The organism is Bradyrhizobium sp. B120 (assembly GCF_049075665.1).
GTDB lineage: Bacteria > Pseudomonadota > Alphaproteobacteria > Rhizobiales > Xanthobacteraceae > Bradyrhizobium.
This window is the reverse complement of record NZ_CP185242.1, coordinates 4,552,036-4,571,626: the sequence shown is the minus strand read 5'-3', so window position 1 is coordinate 4,571,626 and position 19,591 is coordinate 4,552,036. Positions and strand designations below refer to the sequence as shown.

The 19,591-nt window shown below is 65.2% G+C and carries 19 protein-coding genes and 2 tRNA genes; 15 read left to right on the top strand and 6 right to left on the bottom strand.

The features are described from left to right. The first annotated feature begins 32 nt into the window (after positions 1-32). Positions 33-106 (top strand) — tRNA-Cys (locus ACOIX3_RS20900). Positions 107-149: 43 nt separating this feature from the next. Here ACOIX3_RS20900 and ACOIX3_RS20895 read toward each other — a convergent pair. Both ACOIX3_RS20895 and ACOIX3_RS20890 read right to left on the bottom strand, forming a co-directional pair. Beyond that, on the bottom strand, positions 150-332 hold the full coding sequence (locus ACOIX3_RS20895; protein ID WP_092114503.1) for a hypothetical protein: 183 nt from the start codon (positions 330-332) through the stop codon (positions 150-152). Between the two features lie 299 nt (positions 333-631). Next, a complete protein-coding gene (locus tag ACOIX3_RS20890) occupies positions 632-1,303 on the bottom strand; it encodes a TetR/AcrR family transcriptional regulator (RefSeq protein ID WP_420964091.1) in 672 nt (223 codons plus the stop codon). Positions 1,304-1,395: 92 nt separating this feature from the next. Between ACOIX3_RS20890 and ACOIX3_RS20885 the strand changes: the two genes are divergently transcribed. The 8 genes from ACOIX3_RS20885 to ACOIX3_RS20850 all read left to right on the top strand — a co-directional run bounded on the left by ACOIX3_RS20885 (position 1,396) and on the right by ACOIX3_RS20850 (position 10,226). Continuing rightward, positions 1,396-1,881, top strand: coding sequence for a DUF1772 domain-containing protein (locus ACOIX3_RS20885; RefSeq protein WP_420964090.1), 486 nt, complete (start codon positions 1,396-1,398; stop codon positions 1,879-1,881). Between the two features lie 355 nt (positions 1,882-2,236). Then, a tRNA-Asn gene (locus ACOIX3_RS20880) sits at positions 2,237-2,311 on the top strand. A 133-nt stretch (positions 2,312-2,444) separates the two neighbouring features. Next, positions 2,445-2,624, top strand: a complete 180-nt coding sequence (locus ACOIX3_RS20875; protein WP_050404540.1) for a hypothetical protein — start codon at positions 2,445-2,447, stop codon at positions 2,622-2,624. A gap of 135 nt (positions 2,625-2,759) precedes the next feature. Next, positions 2,760-3,425, top strand: coding sequence for a protein-L-isoaspartate O-methyltransferase family protein (locus ACOIX3_RS20870; RefSeq protein WP_420964089.1), 666 nt, complete (start codon positions 2,760-2,762; stop codon positions 3,423-3,425). A 215-nt stretch (positions 3,426-3,640) separates the two neighbouring features. Beyond that, on the top strand, positions 3,641-5,023 hold the full coding sequence (locus ACOIX3_RS20865; RefSeq protein WP_420964088.1) for a TolC family outer membrane protein: 1,383 nt from the start codon (positions 3,641-3,643) through the stop codon (positions 5,021-5,023). Positions 5,024-5,353: 330 nt separating this feature from the next. Then, positions 5,354-6,103 (top strand): DUF2497 domain-containing protein, encoded by a 750-nt coding sequence (locus ACOIX3_RS20860; protein ID WP_420964087.1) that lies wholly within the window; start codon positions 5,354-5,356, stop codon positions 6,101-6,103. A 234-nt stretch (positions 6,104-6,337) separates the two neighbouring features. Then, a complete protein-coding gene (locus tag ACOIX3_RS20855) occupies positions 6,338-9,205 on the top strand; it encodes a valine--tRNA ligase (protein WP_420964086.1) in 2,868 nt (955 codons plus the stop codon). 250 nt (positions 9,206-9,455) lie between these two features. After that, positions 9,456-10,226 (top strand): hypothetical protein, encoded by a 771-nt coding sequence (locus ACOIX3_RS20850; protein ID WP_420964085.1) that lies wholly within the window; start codon positions 9,456-9,458, stop codon positions 10,224-10,226. A gap of 9 nt (positions 10,227-10,235) precedes the next feature. Here ACOIX3_RS20850 and ACOIX3_RS20845 read toward each other — a convergent pair whose 3' ends face one another. Then, positions 10,236-10,847 carry a DNA-3-methyladenine glycosylase gene (locus ACOIX3_RS20845; RefSeq protein ID WP_420971663.1) on the bottom strand — a complete coding sequence of 204 codons (612 nt, stop codon included), beginning with the start codon at positions 10,845-10,847 and terminating at the stop codon, positions 10,236-10,238. Positions 10,848-10,979: 132 nt separating this feature from the next. On the opposite strand from ACOIX3_RS20845, the gene lipA reads away from it, so the two are divergent. The 3 genes from lipA to ACOIX3_RS20830 all read left to right on the top strand — a co-directional run bounded on the left by lipA (position 10,980) and on the right by ACOIX3_RS20830 (position 13,032). Then, a complete protein-coding gene (lipA, locus tag ACOIX3_RS20840) occupies positions 10,980-11,939 on the top strand; it encodes a lipoyl synthase (RefSeq protein WP_420971662.1) in 960 nt (319 codons plus the stop codon). Between the two features lie 89 nt (positions 11,940-12,028). Further along, entirely contained in the window at positions 12,029-12,568 is a 540-nt protein-coding gene (locus tag ACOIX3_RS20835; RefSeq protein WP_420971661.1) for a DNA topology modulation protein, read from the top strand. Further along, positions 12,568-13,032: a type II toxin-antitoxin system RatA family toxin gene (locus tag ACOIX3_RS20830; protein WP_420971660.1), complete on the top strand. Its 465-nt coding sequence runs from the start codon at positions 12,568-12,570 to the stop codon at positions 13,030-13,032. Before ACOIX3_RS20835 ends, ACOIX3_RS20830 begins: the two co-directional genes overlap by 1 nt. Before the next feature lie 146 nt (positions 13,033-13,178). Here ACOIX3_RS20830 and ACOIX3_RS20825 read toward each other — a convergent pair whose 3' ends face one another. The 3 genes from ACOIX3_RS20825 to ACOIX3_RS20815 all read right to left on the bottom strand — a co-directional run bounded on the left by ACOIX3_RS20825 (position 13,179) and on the right by ACOIX3_RS20815 (position 15,536). Next, a complete protein-coding gene (locus tag ACOIX3_RS20825; RefSeq protein WP_420971659.1) occupies positions 13,179-13,565 on the bottom strand; it encodes a BA14K family protein in 387 nt (128 codons plus the stop codon). A 173-nt stretch (positions 13,566-13,738) separates the two neighbouring features. After that, positions 13,739-14,338, bottom strand: a complete 600-nt coding sequence (locus ACOIX3_RS20820) for a CinA family protein (RefSeq protein ID WP_420971658.1) — start codon at positions 14,336-14,338, stop codon at positions 13,739-13,741. Position 14,339: 1 nt separating this feature from the next. After that, positions 14,340-15,536: a bifunctional 2-C-methyl-D-erythritol 4-phosphate cytidylyltransferase/2-C-methyl-D-erythritol 2,4-cyclodiphosphate synthase gene (locus ACOIX3_RS20815; protein ID WP_420971657.1), complete on the bottom strand. Its 1,197-nt coding sequence runs from the start codon at positions 15,534-15,536 to the stop codon at positions 14,340-14,342. Positions 15,537-15,822: 286 nt separating this feature from the next. Here ACOIX3_RS20815 and dusB point away from each other — a divergent pair, with 286 nt between their 5' ends. From dusB to ntrC, 3 genes are read left to right on the top strand one after another with little or no spacing between them, the layout of a single operon-like run. After that, on the top strand, positions 15,823-16,824 hold the full coding sequence (gene dusB, locus ACOIX3_RS20810; RefSeq protein ID WP_420971656.1) for a tRNA dihydrouridine synthase DusB: 1,002 nt from the start codon (positions 15,823-15,825) through the stop codon (positions 16,822-16,824). Beyond that, positions 16,821-17,987 carry a two-component system sensor histidine kinase NtrB gene (locus ACOIX3_RS20805; RefSeq protein WP_092114488.1) on the top strand — a complete coding sequence of 389 codons (1,167 nt, stop codon included), beginning with the start codon at positions 16,821-16,823 and terminating at the stop codon, positions 17,985-17,987. Before dusB ends, ACOIX3_RS20805 begins: the two co-directional genes overlap by 4 nt. 9 nt (positions 17,988-17,996) lie before the next feature. Next, positions 17,997-19,439 carry a nitrogen regulation protein NR(I) gene (gene ntrC / locus ACOIX3_RS20800; RefSeq protein ID WP_029084144.1) on the top strand — a complete coding sequence of 481 codons (1,443 nt, stop codon included), beginning with the start codon at positions 17,997-17,999 and terminating at the stop codon, positions 19,437-19,439. The last annotated feature ends 152 nt before the right edge of the window (positions 19,440-19,591 follow it).

The window sequence follows — 19,591 nt, the reverse complement described above, 5'->3', positions numbered from 1 at the left end:
CAGACAGGGCGTATATGAAGTGCGCCGCAAGGGGCCACGTGGCGGAGTGGTTACGCAACGGTCTGCAAAACCGTGTACACCAGTTCAATTCTGGTCGTGGCCTCCACTCATCTCATCAATGGCTTGCAGCCGACAAATGAGAAGCCGCATTAGCTTGCGGCGTACCAGCCTTCAGGAAACGGAATTAGCGGCCACGGCGCCTGGTTGTCATTCGCCGCGCGCGGCGGCGGCTGAATGCGGGGCGAGGGTCGAGCCACGAAATCCTCCTGAGCAATAGGCGCGATCGCCGTTCGCACGGCGTCCAGCAGCAGATCAAATTCGACTTCGCTCATCGCGCTCTCCGAGGTTCGAGAGCGCCATGGTCGCAAAACTGTCTTCGGTCCGGATTGAGCGATTCGTTCGAATTTTATGAAAAGAACGATGGCGCCCGCTTTGGTAAATAAATGTCTGATGACCCCTCGGGGAACCTAGGTCGGCAAGGCCGCTCCTCGTGTGAGACAAATCACATCTTGCGAAAAACTCTTCCCGGACTTCCCGGCAATATTCATAGCCGTCAAATATCGCAGGAATTTTAGGGAGACGTGACAGTGGAGGCAATCCCGGCAAATTCCCGGCGTCGGCGCGGTCGTGGTCATGCCAGCCCGGTGAGGTCTCCCGGCAGCATGGTCTTGAATTGCGTCAGCACCTGCCGCGCCTTCCGGGGCGGCAGCGTGATCGCGTGACGCACGGCGGCTGCGATCAGCGTCATCGTCAGTCCCGAGAAGCTCGTGAGAGTGACGGCCGGCATGCCGGGCGCAACCCGCCTGATCGCGTCGGACAACAGGCCTGAGAGCACGTCCATGTCGTCCGCATCGAGCTTTTGCAGGGCGCGGTCGGCCTGGGTCGCCTGCCAGATGTCGCGCATCACAGGCTCGCGCATGAACATCTCGTAGTAACTGTCGACGATCCGGCATAGCGCCGGATGCAGGTCGTGCGCCGACGAGACCGCGGCCAGATCGCGCCTGACGCAATCGCGCCCGATGGCGTTATGCCGTTCCGCCAGCGTGCCGATGATCGCGGCCTTGTCGGGGAAATATTGATAGAGCGAGCCGAATGCGACGCCGCTGCGTTCGACGATGTCGCTCATGCGGAAGGCCTCGCTGCCTTTCTCCGCCATGATCTCGGTCGCGCAGGCGAGGATGCGCTCGAACCGCTCGCGGCTGCGCTGTTGCGTTGGGGCAAGCCGCGCCAGCCCGGGCAGGGGGGCTTCCACCGCGGGCGCGGCCCTTGCCGTTGCCGCCGGCGCGGCCTTTCGTCTCGCCATCTCTCTCCTCCGCAATCGGGGTTGACGTCTCAAATACGAGAGTTTATCGCATTTGACAAATGCGAGCATCTCTCGCGTTTGGAGGTGGAGCGATGCGCAATATCCTGACCTCGGGCTTGCTGTGGTTTTCCGCGCTCGGCTGCGGCCTGCTTGCCGGGGTCTATTTCGCGTTCTCGGCGTTCGTCATGACCGCGCTCGGCCGCATCGACCAGGCCGCCGGCATCTCGGCGATGAACGCGATCGATGTCGACATCGTGCGCTCGCTGTTCATGCCAGTCTTCCTCGGCACCACGCTGTCTTGCGCCGGGCTGGTCGTGCTCGGCGGGCTGCGATGGCAGGAGCCGGGCGCGCTTGCGATGATCTGCGGCGGCGGCCTCTATGTCGTCGGGATGTTCGTCGTCACGGCCGTCTTCAACGTGCCGCTGAACGATCAGCTTGCGGCCACAGACCCCGCGAGCACCGCGGCCGCGCCGGTCTGGGCGCGCTACCTGACCGACTGGACCTTCTGGAACCACGTGCGGACCATCGCCTCGCTTGCGGCGACGGCGCTGTTCATCGTCGCCATCGCCGCGCGATAGAGCGCTTTCAAGGGAGGCGCTTCGCAAGGTCGATTGGGACGTCCTGAGGCTGCGTTACGACCCCGGCACCAAGACCACCTCGTTCATCGCGGAATGACATCAGGGGCGGGGCGTGCCCGCGGAAGAATCGGCGGCGCGGCGAAATGGCCGCGCCCGGCGGGTGTTTCCAGGCGCCCGCGGCGTCGATATCGGGACAGCCGGGACAGGCCTGCATCGCCCTGGAACGCCGGCAAAGCCTTGCACCGCAGAGGTTTACCGTGCCACGCTAAAGTTTCGCCGGAGCCCCATTTGGTTCTTTGCAAGGCCGAAAGGCTTTGTTATACGCTGCCCGCTCGCGAACGTTTTGTTCGCCTATTCCTCGGTAGCTCAGCGGTAGAGCATTCGACTGTTAATCGAATGGTCGCTGGTTCGAATCCAGCCCGGGGAGCCAGTTTTGGCCCCATCAAGACCCCTTCAACGCCCATCACAAGCCTGTGGTCCGCTACGGACAGACAAAATACGTCGTCAAATCGACTCAATAACCGTCAACACTTCGTCCTGCCGGGTCTTGAGAGGTGATTTTGATGGCCATTAACCTGATCGACCTGTCGATGCCGCAGCCGACGCTTGTTCCGAGCGATGCTCCCGACATCAGTGATGATGAGTGTGTCCGCCGGCTCGCGAGGGCCGTCGAGGAGCATGATTCCGAGCATCTCGATGAAGTGGCCCGCCTGATCGGCCGGCTTGCCGTCACGATCGAGTAGAGCACACCGCGGCGCGCATTTTGGGAGCGGGTTTTGCACGCCAACGGCGTGTTGCGTTTTGGCGGAGCTTGTTCCAAAAGATGGCCCTGTTCTAGCTTCTCCAGCGGCAATGCCGCGACTTGCAGGGTCCCGCCAATGACCGGTTTTTCGACCGCGCGCCAGTACATGGTGGATGGTCAGGTGCGTCCGAGCGACGTGACCGACGATCGTATTCTCGAAGCCATGCTGACCGTGCCGCGCGAGGTGTTCGTGCCGGCCGGCAAGCAGGCGCTGGCCTATCTGGACCTCGATCTCGACGTGACCGAGGGCGGCGCGGCCAGGCGTTGCCTGATCACGCCGGCGTTGCTCGCCAGGATGCTGCAAGCCGCCGAGATCAAGGCGACCGACCGCGTCCTGGTGGTCGGCTGCGCGACCGGCTACGCCGCCGCCATCGTGGAGCGCTTTGCCGGCGAGGTCAGCGCAACCGAAAGCGATCCGGCGCTGGCCGCAAAGGCCTCCGCAGCGTTCGCCCAGCTCGGCATCCAGAATGTGACCGTCAAGACCGCGGCCGCTGCCGACGGTGATGCCGCCGGCGCGCCGTATGATGTCATCGTTCTCAACGGTGCGACCGAGATTATCCCGACCGGGCTGTTCAGCCAGCTCAAGGAGGGGGGCCGGCTGGTCGGGGTGTTCGGCCTGACGCCGCCGCCGCGTGCCACCCTCGTGACTCACTCCCACGGGGATTTCGGCCATCGCGAGCTGTTCGACGCCACGGCCCCCGTGCTGCCCGGATTCGAGCGGGTTCCGGCGTTCGTCTTCTGACCGCTACCGCGCTGCGCCAGCTGATAAAATCCCGTTCTGAATCAGAAGTGTGGCCCGTTTGCCCCATGTGAAGAGTTTCCACCGCGTTCCGTTGCGGGGTAGTTCCGTTGCCCTTAGCTGCGGACTAAGGTGAGGCGGGACTCACTTCGTCTGAAGCGACCGCCGGAACTGACTTGCTTGTGGAGACGGCGACTACAATGATTGGATTACCGGGGATGCGTGGGGTGAAGCTTATCACCGCGGCTGCGACTGCCGTCCTTCTGTTGGCGGAGATGGGCCCCGTGCCCGCGCTCGCCGATTCTATCGAGGCCGCGCTGGTGCGGTCCTACCAGAACAATCCCCAGCTGAATGCGCAGCGCGCACTGGTGAGGGCAACTGACGAAAACGTTCCCCAGGCGCTCTCGGGCTATCGTCCGAGAGCCGCGCTGACCGTAAGCGGCGGATATCAGTACACCGACCAGCAGCAGACGGGCAGCAAGGACGCGATCCACGGCACCCAGAATCCCGCCAGCGCGGGCCTGACGGTGAACCAGTCGCTGTACAACGCGCAGACCCCGAACAAGGTGCGCGCGGCCGAAAGCCAGGTGTCGTCGGCGCGCGAAGGTCTGCGCGTGCTCGAGCAGACCGTGATCCTGAGCGCCGCCACCATCTACATGGATTATCTGCGCGACGCCGCTATCGTCGAGGTCCAGCGCAGCAACACGCGGGTGCTTGAGCAGACGCTGAAGCAGACCCAGGATCGCTTCAACGTAGGTGAGGTGACGCGCACGGACGTTGCGCAATCCGAAGCACAGCTTGCGGCCGGCAAGACCCAGCAGCTCACCGCGGAATCGAACCTGACCACGACGCGGTCGAACTTCCGCCGCATCATCGGCAACGAACCGCAGAATCTCGCGCCCGGCTCGCCGGTCGATCGCTTCCTGCCGGCGACGCTTGCGGCCGCCGTCGAGCTCAGCCTGACCCAGAATCCGAACGTCACGTCCGCGATGTACGGCGTCGACGTCAACTTCCTGCAGACCAAGGTTGCCGAAGGCGCGCTGCTGCCGACGGTTGGGTTGCAGGCGTCGGTGACCGAAGGCTACCAGCAACAATTGTCGGTGAACCGCAGCTTCAATGCGGCGGCGCAGGTTCAGGTGTCGGTGCCGATCTATCAGGGCGGTGCTGAATACTCGCTGATCCGGCAGTCCAAGGAATCACTGGCGCAGCAGCGTCTGGTGCTGGAACAGACCAGGGATCAGGCGCGCGCCAACGTTGTCACCGCTTGGGGCCAGCTGGTCGCCGGCAAGTCGCAGGTCGCGTCGGCGCAGGCGCAGGTCACCGCGTCCGAAATCGCGCTGAACGGCGTCCGCGAAGAGGCCAAGGCCGGCCAGCGCACCACGCTGGACGTGCTCAACGCGCAGCAAGCGCTGGTCAATGCGCGCAACGCACTCGTCACCGCGCAACACGACCGCGTCGTTGCATCCTATAACGTGCTGAGCGCGATTGGCCGGCTGTCACCGCAGGTGATGGGCCTTTCGACCAACGTCTATGACGCCAGCGTGCATTACCAGCAGGTGCGCGACAATTGGGCCGGCGTACGCACGCCCGACGGCCGCTAAACACCTTCACGTCAACACCGCTTGTCGCGCCATGTTTGTGGTTCTGAGTTAATCAGGACCACAGACTGGCGCGTTTGCTTGCAATCGATAATTGGCCTGACATACCGTTTTGTCGGGCAGCAAGGCGATTCGCGCCGGCGTTGCGTGATGGCAGGTGCGACGCCACCTGTGATCACGCTGCATTGGGCGACACGAAGCTTGCACAAAGCCTCGGGCGGGCTTGATCTGGGGACAAGTCGGGCGGGAGCAATGAAAATCTCCGCCCGCTTCATCGGAACCGGCGAATCCTCTCGGGCTTGATGTAAAATAAGTTTCGATGTGGAGTCGGAGATGACGCAACCTGCGAAGGTCCAAGAGCCCTCGATGGAGGAGATTCTGGCGTCGATCCGTCGCATCATTGCCGACGACGAGGCGAAGCCGGCCGCGGCCGAGAAACCTGCGGCCGTCGCTGCGCCGCCGCCAAAGGTTGAATCGCCGCCACCAGCTGCCAAGCCCGCGATCAAGAGCCCGCCGCCCGCAGCGCCCCCGGCCGCGAAGCCCGCCGCGTCAGCGCCGAAATCACCGCCACCCGCGCCGGCGCCGGCCAGTAACAATCAGGACGACATCGACTCGCTGCTCGCCAGCCTCGACGAGGCGACGCCCGCGTCCGAGATCAGGCCGTCGCCGCAGCCCGAAGCCCAGCCCGAAGCCGACGTATTCGAGCTCACCGACGACATGGCGCTGCCGGAGCCGGCGGCCGTACCATCGTTCCGCAAGGTCGAGCCGCAGGACGACGTCGAGTTCACGGAAGCCCGCGCACGGGCGCCGGAGCCGATGCGAGAACCGGTTCGAGAGCGAGAACCGCCGGCAATCGAGACCGCGCCGATGCAGCAAATCATCTCGGGAACCACGATGCGGGCGGTCGAATCCGCCTTCAACTCGCTGGCCAACACCGTGCTGAGCAACAATGCTCGGACGCTGGAGGATCTGGTCAAGGAGATGCTGCGGCCGATGCTGAAGTCCTGGCTGGACGACAATCTGCCGGGGCTGGTCGAGCGGATCGTGAAGGCCGAGATCGAGCGGGTCTCCCGCGGGCGGTAGCTCCTGCCGCAGGGGGCTTGGCAGCCCTCATTCAGCCCCCAAATGCCCCAGAGTTTCGGTTCTGATAGGATCAGACCCGAAGCGCCAGTTCCCTGTTTCGACCCGTTTCTTCACGCGAACCGGTGTCCACTTCGCTCGAAAACGCTCTCAATGCCGTTTTGACGTGCCGGTCCGGTTGACTCGGTGCGTTCTGGCGGCTTTCTACCCTTTCCCCATGGTCCACAGCGCATTGTCATGATCGAGAAAAACTACCAGCCTGCCGATATCGAGCTCCGGATGGCCCAGCTTTGGGAGCAGAGCGGTGCGTTCAAGGCCGGCCGGCCCGAGCGCAAGGACGCCGCGCCTTTCACCATCGTGATCCCGCCGCCGAACGTGACCGGCTCGCTGCACATGGGTCACGCGCTCAACAACACGCTGCAGGACATCCTGTGCCGCTTCGAGCGGATGCGCGGCCGTGACGTGCTGTGGCAGCCCGGCACCGACCATGCCGGCATCGCTACCCAGATGGTGGTCGAGCGCCAGCTGATGGAGCGGCAGGAGCCGGGCCGGCGCGACATGGGCCGCGCCAAGTTCCTCGAGCGGGTCTGGCAGTGGAAGGCCGAGAGCGGCGGCACCATCGTCAATCAGCTCAAGCGCCTCGGCGCGTCCTGCGACTGGTCGCGCGAGCGCTTCACCATGGACGAGGGCCTGTCGCGCGCCGTCGTCAAGGTGTTCGTCGAGCTGCACCGCCAGGGCCTGATCTACAAGGACAAGCGCCTGGTCAATTGGGACCCGAAGCTGCTCACCGCGATCTCCGATCTCGAAGTGCAGCAGGTCGAGGTCAAGGGCCACCTCTGGTACCTGCGTTATCCGATCGAAGGCCGCAGCTTCAGCCCCGAGGATCCCAAATCGTTCATCGTGGTCGCGACCACGCGTCCGGAGACGATGCTCGGCGACACAGCGGTCGCGGTGCATCCGGACGATGAGCGCTACACCGACTTGGTCGGCCAGCACGTGATCCTGCCGTTGGTCGGCCGCAAGATTCCGATCGTTGCCGATGACTATTCCGATCCGGAGAAGGGCTCGGGCGCGGTCAAGGTGACGCCGGCGCACGACTTCAACGACTTCGAGATCGGCAAGCGCCACGGCCTGCCGCAGATCAGCGTGCTCGACCAGGAAGGCTGCCTTAGCCTCACCGGCAACGAGGACTATCTGCGCGGCCTGCCGGCGGGCGCCGACGAATTCGCGGCAGAGTTTCACGGCATCGAGCGCTTCGCGGCGCGCAAGAAGATCGTCGCAAGGCTGGAGGAGTTCGGCTTCCTCGAGCGGATCGAGCCCAACACCCACATGGTGCCGCATGGCGACCGCTCCAATGTCGTGATCGAGCCGTACCTCACCGACCAGTGGTATGTCGACGCCAAGACGCTGGCGCAGCCGGCGATGGCGGCGGTGCGCTCGGGCGAAACTACGTTCGTGCCGAAGAACTGGGAAAAGACCTATTTCGAGTGGATGGAGAACATCCAGCCCTGGTGCATCTCGCGCCAGCTCTGGTGGGGCCATCAGATCCCCGCCTGGTACGGGCCCGACGGCAAGGTGTTCGTCGCCGAGACCGAGGAAGAAGCGGTCGGCAACGCGCTCGGCTATTACGTCGAACAGGAAGTCATCACGCCGGAGCAGGGCCACGACATGGCGGTCGACCCCGCCAAGCGCGAGGGCTTCATCACGCGTGACGAGGACGTGCTCGACACCTGGTTCTCCTCGGCGCTGTGGCCGTTCTCGACGCTGGGCTGGCCGGACGACACGCCGGAGGTCGCGCGCTACTACCCGACCAACACGCTGGTCACGGGCTTCGACATCATCTTCTTCTGGGTCGCCCGCATGATGATGATGGGCCTCCACTTCATGAAGGAGGCGCCGTTCTCGACCGTCTACATCCACCGTCTCGTCCGTGACGAGAAGGGCGCGAAGATGTCGAAGTCGAAGGGCAACGTCATCGATCCGCTCGGCGTGATCGACGAGTATGGCGCCGACGCGCTGCGCTTCGCGCTGACCCGCGAGGCGGCGCAGGGCCATGACATCCGCCTGTCGCCGCATTTGGTCGAGATCAACCGCAATTTCGCGACCAAGCTCTGGAACGCCTGCCGCTTCGCCGAGATGAACGAGTGCGTGAAGCCGGACGGTTTCGATCCGAAGGACGCGAAGGAAACGCTGAACCGCTGGATCGCGCACGAAACCTCGCGCGTCACCCGCGAGGTGACTGAGGCGATCGAGGACCATCGCTTCAACGACGCGGCCGGTACAATCTACCGTTTCGTGCTGAATGTGTTCTGCGATTGGCAAGTCGAACTCGCAAAGCCGGTGCTGATGGGCGAGGAGGGGGCGGCCAAGGCCGAGACCCGCGCCATGATCGCCTGGGCGCGCGACGAGATCCTCAAGCTGCTGCATCCGTTCATGCCCTTCATCACCGAAGAGCTGTGGGCTGTCACCGCGAAGCGCGACGGCCTCCTGGTGCTGGCGCCCTGGCCGCGGAAGCAGGGCGTGACCGGCGAGCAGCTGGCGGCGGTCGCAACGGCGGGGCCGATTGTTGATCCGATCATTCCGCCGGTCATTGCCGCGCTCGACGCGGACGAGTTCAGCGATCCCGCAGCCGAGGCCGAGATCGGCTGGGTGGTCGATCTCGTCACCGCGATGCGGTCGGTGAAGGCGGAAATGAACATCTCGCCGTCGACGCTGACACCGCTGGTGATCGTGACCACCTCCGATGAGACGCGCGACCGCGCCCAGCGCTGGAACGACACCATCAAGCGCCTCGCTCGATTGTCGGAGATTTCCTTCGCGAACGCCGCGCCGGAAGGCGCCATGCAGCTGCTGGTGCGCGGCGAAGTCGTCGCGCTGCCGCTGAAGGGCGTGATCGACCTTGCGGCCGAACGGGCGCGGCTGGAGAAGGAGCTCGGCAAGGCCGACGCCGACATCAAGCGGGTCGACGCCAAACTCTCCAACGAGAAATTCGTCGCCAACGCGCCGGAAGAACTCGTCGAGGAAGAAAAGGAAAAGCGCGCGGCAGCAACGGAGCGCCGGGCCAAGATCCTCGAGGCGATCGAGCTGCTGAAGCGGGCGTCATAACGGGCGGCACCGATGACGGTGCGCCCGGGCTGCGCGACGATCATAGCTCGTATGATGCGGCGTTCCTGAGCGATCCCGACGGCAACCGGATCGAGGCAGCCTGCCATCACGCGGTGTGAACCTGGTCGCACCGGCATCCGACCAACCAGCCGAGAGGTCGGCCGTTCAATTCGTTCCGGCTCCCCCAAGCCGCGAGATCATCGTGACAATATCCCGAAGAACGCTGCTGATCGCGACAGGAGTCTTGCCAATGCCAGGTTTCGGCGAACGCGCTCAGGCGGCTGCATCGACGGTCAAGCCGCGCCACGTGCTCTGCTTGCTCGGCGGCGAAGGCGAGCTGCCGCGGCTGCAGGATGCAGCCTCGCGTGCGATCGAACAATTCGCGGCCGGCTTCAGCGTCGATAGCACCTATTCGCAGGGGAAGGCGGATCCCAATATGAGCCGCTCATTCGGCGTGTGCTGGGATCGCGTCGCGCCGAATGCCTGGACCGACGCCGACGAGGCGGCTGTCGCCAACCACAAGTCCGTTCTCTATGTGCTGGGACCGCCGATGTCGGCGGACAATGCCGTCATGTGCTCGGCCGGCGCGTTGTTTCTGGTCGACGCCGTGATCAAGGCAGGTGCGACGGCTGCCAAGGGTGAAAGCGCAGGCGTTGCCCACGGCCTCGCGCGTTGGGTCGCGCTCGCTCACGAGGCGGCCTCAGCTTTGCAATCGGATGACAACATCGCTCTGCGTCTGGCCTGCCGGCTGGCCTTCGCCAAGCGGCCGCTGGCCGGCGCAACCCACCTGGAGACCGTCGGCTTTCACCTCGTCGGGCTTCCCGAAGTATATGTGGCCAAAGCCTATGGCAGCGAACGAGAGGTGGTTGCGCTGATGGATGAGGTCGGTGACCAGCTTGCGCAAAACGGGCTGGAGGCGGTGCTCGCCGACCGCAAGGCGCAGCTGTCTTATGAGACCGCCTATGAACCAGACGATTTCAAGTTCAATCCGTATGGGATCGTCACCATCGACCGGCGCTGACCGGGCGTCTCACGGTGGAAACCGCTTGCTGAGGAATTTCGATCCCTTCAGCCCGTAGCGCCAGGGCAGGTCGACGGCTTTGGTGATGCCGATCCGCAATCCGGTGACGATGTCGGGCACCTCTAGCCGCGCGTGGAGCGCGATCGGCGGACGGTCGAGTGGCAATTCGCTGTCTGCGATGGTGATGCCGAGCGCCTCGCAGAGCTTGCCGGGCCCCGAGCACAAGGCGCGCTCATCCTCCAGCCCGCGCCGCCGGCGCATCGCGGCCAAGCCGTGGGTCGGCTCGAGCGCGCGGATCAGCACGGCGCTGGCCGAGCCCGGCGCCTCGCAGACGAAGTTGACGCACCAATGGATGCCGTAGGAGCGGTAGACATAGGAGAAGCCCGGCGGGCCGAACATGATCTGGTTACGCGGGGTCGGTCCGTTGAAGGAGTGGGCCGCCGGCTCGGTGTGATGGTAGGCCTCGACCTCGGTGATGATGCCGCCGACACCGCCGACCAGGAAGGTCGCGCCGATCAGGTCGGGCGCGACCTCATGGACGCTGCGATCGAAGAAGGCGCGTTTCAGAGCTTTGCCGAGGCGCGGCGCGGTCGCGCGGGTCGATCGGGGTTTTTGAGCCATTTTGAGGTGGGAATCGGCGTGGAACGGACCGCAACACTGCCAATATATGGGCTGGTCTGCTAGGGTCGCAGGGCGGGTTGCGAGCCGCGTCAACACCGATTAGCTATGGCCTCTCGCGACTTGCAGGCACAAATGGTCACCATCGTCGACACCATCTCCACCACTCAGCTCCGCCCGCGCCACCCCGAAAAGGTGAACCGGCCGGATGCCGTGTCGCCGCCGAAGCCGGACTGGATCCGGGTCCGCGCGCCGAACACGCGCGGCTATGCCGAGACGCGCCGGATCGTGAAGGAGAACGGCCTCGTCACGGTGTGCGAGGAGGCGGGCTGCCCCAACATCGGCGAATGCTGGGACAAGAAGCACGCCACCTTCATGATCATGGGCGACACCTGCACGCGCGCCTGTGCGTTCTGCAACGTCAAGACCGGCATGCCCGGCGCGCTCGATGCCCATGAGCCCGAATACGTCGCCGAGGCGGTCTCGAAGCTGGGTCTGACCCATGTCGTGATCACATCGGTGGATCGCGACGATCTCGCCGACGGCGGCGCCGAGCATTTCGCGCAGACGATCCGCGCCATCCGCGCGCGCTGCCCGACCACCACGATCGAGATCCTGACGCCGGACTTCCTGCGCAAGGACGGCGCGCTCGAGCGCGTGGTCGCGGCCAAGCCCGACGTCTTCAACCACAATCTGGAAACCGTGCCGTCGCGCTATCTGACGGTCCGTCCCGGCGCCCGCTATTTCCATTCGATCCGGCTGCTGCAGCGGGTCAAGGAGATGGACCCGACCATCTTCACCAAGTCGGGCATCATGGTCGGCCTCGGCGAGGAGCGGCACGAGGTGCTGCAGGTGATGGACGATCTGCGCTCGGCCGAGGTCGATTTCCTGACCATCGGCCAGTACCTGCAGCCGACGCGCAAGCATCACGCCGTGATGCGCTACGTGACGCCGGACGAATTCGCGGGCTACGAGCGTGTCGCCTATACCAAGGGTTTTCTGATGGTGTCGGCGAGTCCGCTGACGCGCTCGTCGCACCATGCCGGCGAGGATTTTGCGAAGCTGCAGGCGGCGCGCACGGCTCGCGGCCGCTAGATTTTGTAAACGGCAGGAGGCCGGCGCCGCCACGCGCCGTTGCCTGATCGAGCCTCGACCGAACCTTGACCGAATCTTGGACGGGACCAATGCAACGCGTGCTGGTGATGGGATCGTCGGGGTCCGGCAAGTCGACCTTTGCGCGACGGCTGTCCGCCATGACGGGCATCCCGACCGTGTCGATCGACGCGCTGTTCTGGAAGCCGGGCTGGGTCGAGTCCGACAAGGATGAATTCGAGCGCCGCATGGTCGAGGTCACGCAAGCGCCGCGCTGGATCATGGATGGGAACTACATGAAGAGCGGTGCAGGTGAACTGCGCCGGCAGCTCTCCGATACGATCATCTGGTTCGACCTGCCGCGGCTGACCTGCATGCTCGGAATCCTGGGGCGGATTGCCGGCAGCTATGGCCAGGTTCGCCCCGAGATGGCGGAAGGCTGCCCGGAGAAGATCGATCTCGAGTTCTTCCGCTATGTCTGGACCTATCGTCAGCAGCAGCGGCCAAAGCTGATCGAGTATTTTTCGGGCTTGCGCGCCGATCAATCGCTGGTCTGCTTCACCGATCGGGCCCAGGCGGACGATTATCTGCAGCGTCTCGCACGCCAGCAAAACCGTGCGAGTATCCACTGATGCCACGATTCTCAAGCAAGCGGCGGGTCCGCCACACCGCACCTCAAATGTTCGATCTGGTCGCCGACGTCGAGCGCTATCCGGAATTCGTGCCGCTGTGCCAGGCGCTCAAGGTCCGCCAGCGGACGCCCAAGGACGACGGCACCGAGGTCGTGGTGGCCGACATGACCGTCTCGTTCAAGCTGGTGCGCGAAACCTTCACCAGCAGGGTGACGCTCGACCGGCCCAATCTGAAGATCCTGGTCGAATATCTGCGCGGCCCGTTCAGCAATCTGGAGAACCGCTGGACCTTCGAGCCGAAGTCGGAGACCGAATGCGATGTCGGCTTCTTCCTGAATTACGAATTCAAGAGCCGGATGCTGGCGATGCTGATGGGCTCGATGTTCGATGCCGCATTCTCACGCTTTGCCGCCGCGTTCGAGAAACGTGCCGACCAAGTCTACGGCAAGCCGGCCGTGTCGTAGACCCATCCGTCATTGCGAGCGGAGCCAAGCAATCCACCGCACCGCATGCGCAGGAAGATGGATTGCTTCGTCGCTGTCGCTCCTCGCAATGACGGACAGAGAGAAGGGGCATCGTCGCCTTCAGCGGTATGCCCCTTTGTGCTCCGTTACGGGCAGGAACGCCGCACGCCGCCGGACGCGATGTAGGTCCCCGAAGCCGGGTCGTAGGTGCGGAAACGCTGGGAGCAATAGGCGTCGTTGTTGGCCTTGGCCTGGCTTGCCGCGATGGCGCCGCCGATGATCGCGCCGGCGGCAAGCCCGCCGATGATCGCGGCGCCGTTTCCACCGCCGCCATGGCGATGACCATAATAGCCGCCGCGGTAGCCGTGACGCGGGCCGCCATGCCAGTGACGATACTGCACGTGCTCGACGGAGGTCGGCCGGTCCTGCAACCGCGCGGGCGCGAGCGGGGCGGCGAACGAGGGGGCAATCGTCGACAGCGTCATGGCGCCAGCGGTGATTGCGGCCACGACCAAAGTTCCCAACTTCATCATTTTCTCCTTGTTGTGGGATTTTGCTGCTTGGACGAACAATTCAAACAGCAGAGTTGGAACAATAGAAAACGGCGAAGCGACGTCGCAGTTCCACCTGAGATAGGCGGCACTGGGTCGCAGTTGACTTGAGGGTAGTGTGAGGTTGGCCTTCGCGCGATGCGACTTGCGTAGGCCTATCCGCGCGGCGGCCGCCGGCGTTTCGCGGTGTGGCTTCGCGGCGAACGGGCCACCCGTGGCCGCAACCGGCTGGCAGCCTCGCGGCGCGGCTTTGCGGCCTGCGGCGGCCGCGCGAGCTCCATCAGCATGCGAAGCGCCTCGACCACCGAGCGCTGCCGCACCGTGCTGCGGCCGATCGCGCCAAATCGTTGCTCCCGATGAACGATGCGGCCATCGCGCGCGGCGACGGCGAAGTGCACCAGGCCGACCGGCTTGCCAGGCGTCGCGCCGCCGGGGCCCGCGATCCCGGTGATCGAGACCGCAAGGTCGACGCCGGCCTTTTCCAGCGCGCCGATCGCCATCGCGGTCGCGGTCTCCTTGCTCACCGCGCCGAACGTCTCCAGCGTCGCCGCCTTGACGCCGAGCATCGCCCGCTTGGCCTCGTTCGAATAGGTGACGAAGCCGCGATCGATCACGTCGGAAGATCCAGGGATATCGGTGAGCGCGCCCGCGACCAGGCCGCCGGTACAGGATTCGGCGGTCGCGATGGTCAGCTTGCGCATCCGGCACAGGTCAAGCAGCGCGCGGGAGAGGGCACGAGCGTCGCTGCCGCCCATGTCAGGCACCCCAGCCTTTCTCATCCCAGGGCAAACGGACCGTGGCGCTTGCCGTTGCCGCGATGCCTTCCTCACGGCCGGTGAAGCCGAGCCGCTCGCTGGTGGTGGCCTTGACCGCCACGCGCGAGATGTGGACGCCGGAGATCTCCGCGATCTTCGCCCGCATGGTGTCGCGCAGCGGGCCGATCTTCGGCCGCTCGCAGATCAGCGTCACCTCGAGATTGGCGATCCGGCCGCCACGCGCGGTGACGCGCTCGACGGCATATTTCAGGAACTGGTCGGACGAAGCGCCCTTCCACTTGGCGTCGCTCGGCGGGAAGTGCGAGCCGATGTCGCCGTCGGCCAGCGCGCCGAGGATTGCGTCGACCAGCGCATGCAGCCCGACATCGCCGTCGGAATGCGCCAGGAATCCCTTCGTGTGCGGCACGCGCACGCCGCAGATCATGACATGGTCGCCGTCGCCAAAGGCGTGCACGTCGTAACCGGTGCCGGTCCTGATGTCGCCGAGCTGGCTCGCGAGCCGCGCTTCCTCGCGCACGAAGTCTTCGGGTGTGGTGAGTTTCATGTTGGCAGCATCGCCTTCAAACGTCGCAACGGTCAATCCCGCCCATTCAGCAAGCGCGGCATCGTCGGTGAAATCGCTGCGGCCCTCGCGCGCGGCACGACGATGCGCCTCCAATATTACGTCGAAACGAAATGCTTGCGGCGTCTGCGCGATCCGCAAGCGGGCGCGCTCCGGCGTCGCCTCGACATCGCCGGTATCGCCGGTGAGCTTGATCGTGTCGGTGACGGGAATCACGGGGATCGCAGCGCCGGTTCGGCCGGCCGCGGCGATCGCGCGGGAGATCACGGCCGCGGTGACGAAGGGGCGCGCGGCGTCGTGGATCAGCACGATGTCGGGCTTCTCGCTGGCGAGCGCCTCGAGCCCGGCATGGACCGAGGCCTGCCGCGTCGCGCCGCCCGGCGTCGGCGGCTGATGGCGGAGGCCCGCCACCGCTTCGTCGAACAGCGCGGCATCATCGGGATTAACCACCGGCTGCACCGCAAACACGCCGGGGTGTCCGGAGAACGCCTCCATGGCGCGGTAGATCACCGTCTGTCCGCCGATCGTTCGGTACTGCTTCGGTCCGCCTGCGCCGGCGCGCAGTCCACGGCCGGCTGCGACAAGGATGGCTGCGGTACGCTCAGGCTTCGACATGTTGAACCAGTGACAGACGAATCGGGGATGAGGGGAGCGGCGGGGGACCGCCGCGCACAGCCCTTAGCATGACCGCTGCGCAAAAACAGAGCGTTTGCCGATGACTGTGGGAAAAGCAGATTTTGTTGCAGTGCACTTGCACAGGTGCTAGGAATGTCTAAACCGTAGGCATGAGCCTTGACTGCACAAGAATTGTGCGCAGAATAGACGGCGTCAGCTGCAATGGCGTGGCTGACAGAACGACGAGACGGCTGTGACCGGCGTGCAAAGTACTCCTCGTAACCCATTGAAGATAGGCGATATTGCTGTCGCCAACCGGGTTCTCCTCGCGCCCATGTCCGGCATCACCGATGCGCCCTTCCGGCGACTCGCGGCCAGTTTGGGCGCCGGCCTGGTGGTCTCCGAGATGACCGCCAGCGACGATCTGGTGAACGGCAAGCCGATGTCGAAGCTGCGTTGTGAGGCAGCCGGGATCGGACCGCATGTGGTCCAGCTTGCCGGCTGCCAGACCCACTGGATGGCGGAGGGCGCGCGGATCGCCGAGGGCGCCGGCGCCGACATCATCGATATCAACATGGGCTGCCCGGCACGCCACGTGACCGGCGGCCAGTCAGGCTCGGCCCTGATGCGCAATCTCGACCACGCGGTCACGCTGATCGAGGCGACGCTGTCGGCGGTCAAGGTGCCGGTGACGCTGAAGATGCGGCTCGGCTGGGACGATCGCTCGCTCAATGCGCCCGAGCTGGCGCACCGCGCCGAGGCATCTGGCGTGCAGATGATCACCGTGCATGGCCGCACCCGCTGCCAGTTCTACAAGGGCGAAGCGGACTGGAGCGCCGTGCGCGCGGTCAAGGACGCCGTCACGATCCCGGTCGTGGTCAATGGCGACATCACCTCGTTCGACAAGGCGCTCGGCGCGCTGGAAATGTCGGGCGCCGACGCCGTCATGATCGGCCGCGGCGCGCAGGGCCAGCCCTGGCTGCCCGGCCAGATCGGTCGCCGGCTCGAGACCGGGGTCGCCGAGGCCGCGCCGTCGCTTGCCGAGCAGCTCAAGCATGTTCGCGCGCTCTATGACGAGGTCTGCAGCCACTATGGCCTGCGCATCGGGCTCAGGCATGCGCGCAAGCATCTCGGCTGGGCGCTGGAAACCGCTGCGGCCTATAGCTGCGCGCCGGCAGCAACATTGAAGACCTGGCGGCAGGCGATCCTGACTGCCGAGCAGCCGTCCAGCGTGCATCGCGCGCTCGAAGACGCCTACGATGATTTCGCCTGGAGTGCTGCCGCATGACGTCAGCCATGGAATTTCGCCGGCCCGTGCCCACCGACGGCGAGGCCATCCTCAACGCGCTGCCCAATCCGGTGCTGCTGGTCGCACCCGACGGGCGGATCGTCGATGCCAACATCGCCGCCGAATCCTTCTTCGAGATCTCGACGCAGTTCTTGCGCCGGCAGTCGCTGAAGGAGCTGGTGCCGTTCGGCAGCCCGCTGCTCGCGCTGATCGAGCAGGTGCGGGCGAGCGGCTCGCCGGTCAACGAATACAAGGTCGATCTCGGCACGCCGCGGATCGGCGGCGACCGTCAGGTCGACCTGCACGTCGCGCCGCTGACCGAGCGGCCCGGGCATATCGTGGTGATGCTGCAGGAGCGCACCATCGCCGACAAGATGGACCGCCAGCTCACCCATCGCAGCGCGGCGCGCTCGGTGATCGCGCTGGCCGCGATGCTCGCCCATGAGATCAAGAACCCGCTGTCCGGCATCCGCGGCGCCGCGCAGCTGCTCGAGCAGCAGGCTTCCTCAGAGGATAGGCTGCTGACGCGGCTGATCTGCGACGAGGCCGACCGCATCGTGACGCTGGTCGACCGCATGGAAGTGTTCGGCGACGACCGTCCGGTGGCGCGTGGCCCGGTCAACATCCATTCGGTGCTCGACCACGTGAAGCGGCTGGCGCAATCCGGCTTCGCCCGCAACGTCCGCTTCATCGAGGACTATGATCCGTCGCTGCCGCCGGTGCTGGCCAACCAGGACCAGCTGATCCAGGTGTTCCTCAACCTGGTGAAGAACGCCGCCGAAGCGGTTGCCGATCTCGGCACCGATGCGGAGATCCACCTCACCACGGCGTTTCGGCCCGGCGTGCGGCTGTCGGTGCCCGGCAAGAAATCGCGGGTCTCGCTGCCGCTGGAATTCTGCGTCAAGGACAACGGCTCAGGCGTGCCGGAAGACCTGTTGCCGAACCTGTTCGATCCCTTCGTCACCACCAAGCAGACCGGCAGCGGGCTCGGCCTCGCGCTGGTCGCCAAGATCGTCGGCGATCACGGCGGCATCATCGAATGCGAGTCGCAGCCGCGCAAAACCACCTTCCGCGTGCTGATGCCGATGTACAGCGCCGCCAAGCAACACGACCATAGCAACCGCGATGACGTTCCGGGTACGTCCTCGCCTGCCTCACGATGAGGAACAACAATGCCTGCAGGTAGCATACTTGTCGCTGACGACGACACCGCCATCCGGACAGTCCTGAACCAGGCGCTGTCGCGCGCCGGCTATGAGGTGCGCCTGACCGGTAACGCCGCCACGCTATGGCGCTGGGTCAGCCAGGGCGAGGGCGATCTCGTCATCACCGACGTGGTAATGCCCGACGAGAACGCGTTCGATCTGCTGCCGCGGATCAAGAAGATGCGGCCGAACCTGCCTGTCATCGTGATGAGCGCGCAGAACACCTTCATGACCGCGATCCGCGCCTCCGAGCGCGGTGCCTATGAATACCTGCCGAAGCCGTTCGACCTGAAGGAGCTGATCACCATCGTCGGCCGCGCGCTGGCCGAGCCGAAGGAGCGGGTTTCCAGTCCCGCCGACGACGGCGAGTTCGACTCGATTCCGCTGGTCGGCCGCTCCCCGGCGATGCAGGAAATCTACCGCGTCCTGGCGCGGCTGATGCAGACCGATCTCACCGTGATGATCTCCGGCGAGTCAGGCACCGGCAAGGAGCTGGTCGCCCGCGCGCTGCACGACTACGGCCGGCGCCGCAACGGCCCGTTCGTCGCGGTCAACATGGCGGCGATCCCGCGCGATCTCATCGAATCCGAATTGTTCGGCCATGAGCGCGGCGCCTTCACCGGCGCCAACACCCGCGCCTCCGGCCGCTTCGAACAGGCCGAGGGCGGCACGCTGTTCCTCGACGAGATCGGCGACATGCCGATGGAGGCGCAGACCCGCCTGCTCCGCGTGCTGCAGCAGGGCGAATACACCACCGTCGGCGGCCGCACGCCGATCAAGACCGACGTGCGCATCGTCGCGGCCTCCAACAAGGATCTGCGCATCCTGATCCAGCAGGGCCTGTTCCGCGAAGATCTGTTCTTCCGCCTCAACGTGGTGCCGTTGCGGTTGCCGCCGCTGCGCGAGCGGATCGAGGATCTGCCCGACCTGATCCGCCACTTCTTCTCGCTCGCCGAGAAGGACGGCCTGCCGCCGAAGAAGCTCGACACCCAGGCGCTGGAGCGGCTGAAGCAGCACCGCTGGCCGGGCAACGTCCGCGAGCTGGAAAATCTCGCCCGGCGGCTCGCCGCGCTCTATCCGCAGGACGTCATCACCGCCTCGGTGATCGACGGCGAGCTGGCGCCGCCGGCGGTCACCTCGGGCAGCACCGCGACCGTCGGCGTCGACAATCTCGGTGGGGCCGTGGAGGCCTATCTGTCCTCGCACTTCTCCGGCTTCCCGAACGGCGTGCCTCCGCCGGGCCTCTACCACCGCATCCTCAAGGAGATCGAGATCCCGCTTCTGACCGCCGCGCTGGCGGCGACCCGCGGCAACCAGATCCGGGCCGCCGACCTACTCGGATTGAACCGCAATACGCTGCGCAAGAAGATCCGCGACCTCGATATCCAGGTCTACCGGAGCGGCGGCTAGGGTTGGCGGGGCGGGGCGCGAGCCTCGCTACCGTTTTTGAGTAGTCACAAATGGTTTTGAGGACACGGCGCCGCACCTCGGTTTGCGTCGCGGAAATGTCGCAATTCGGCAACATTGTGATATGATTGCATCAGTTCGCAATTCCCGCGGGC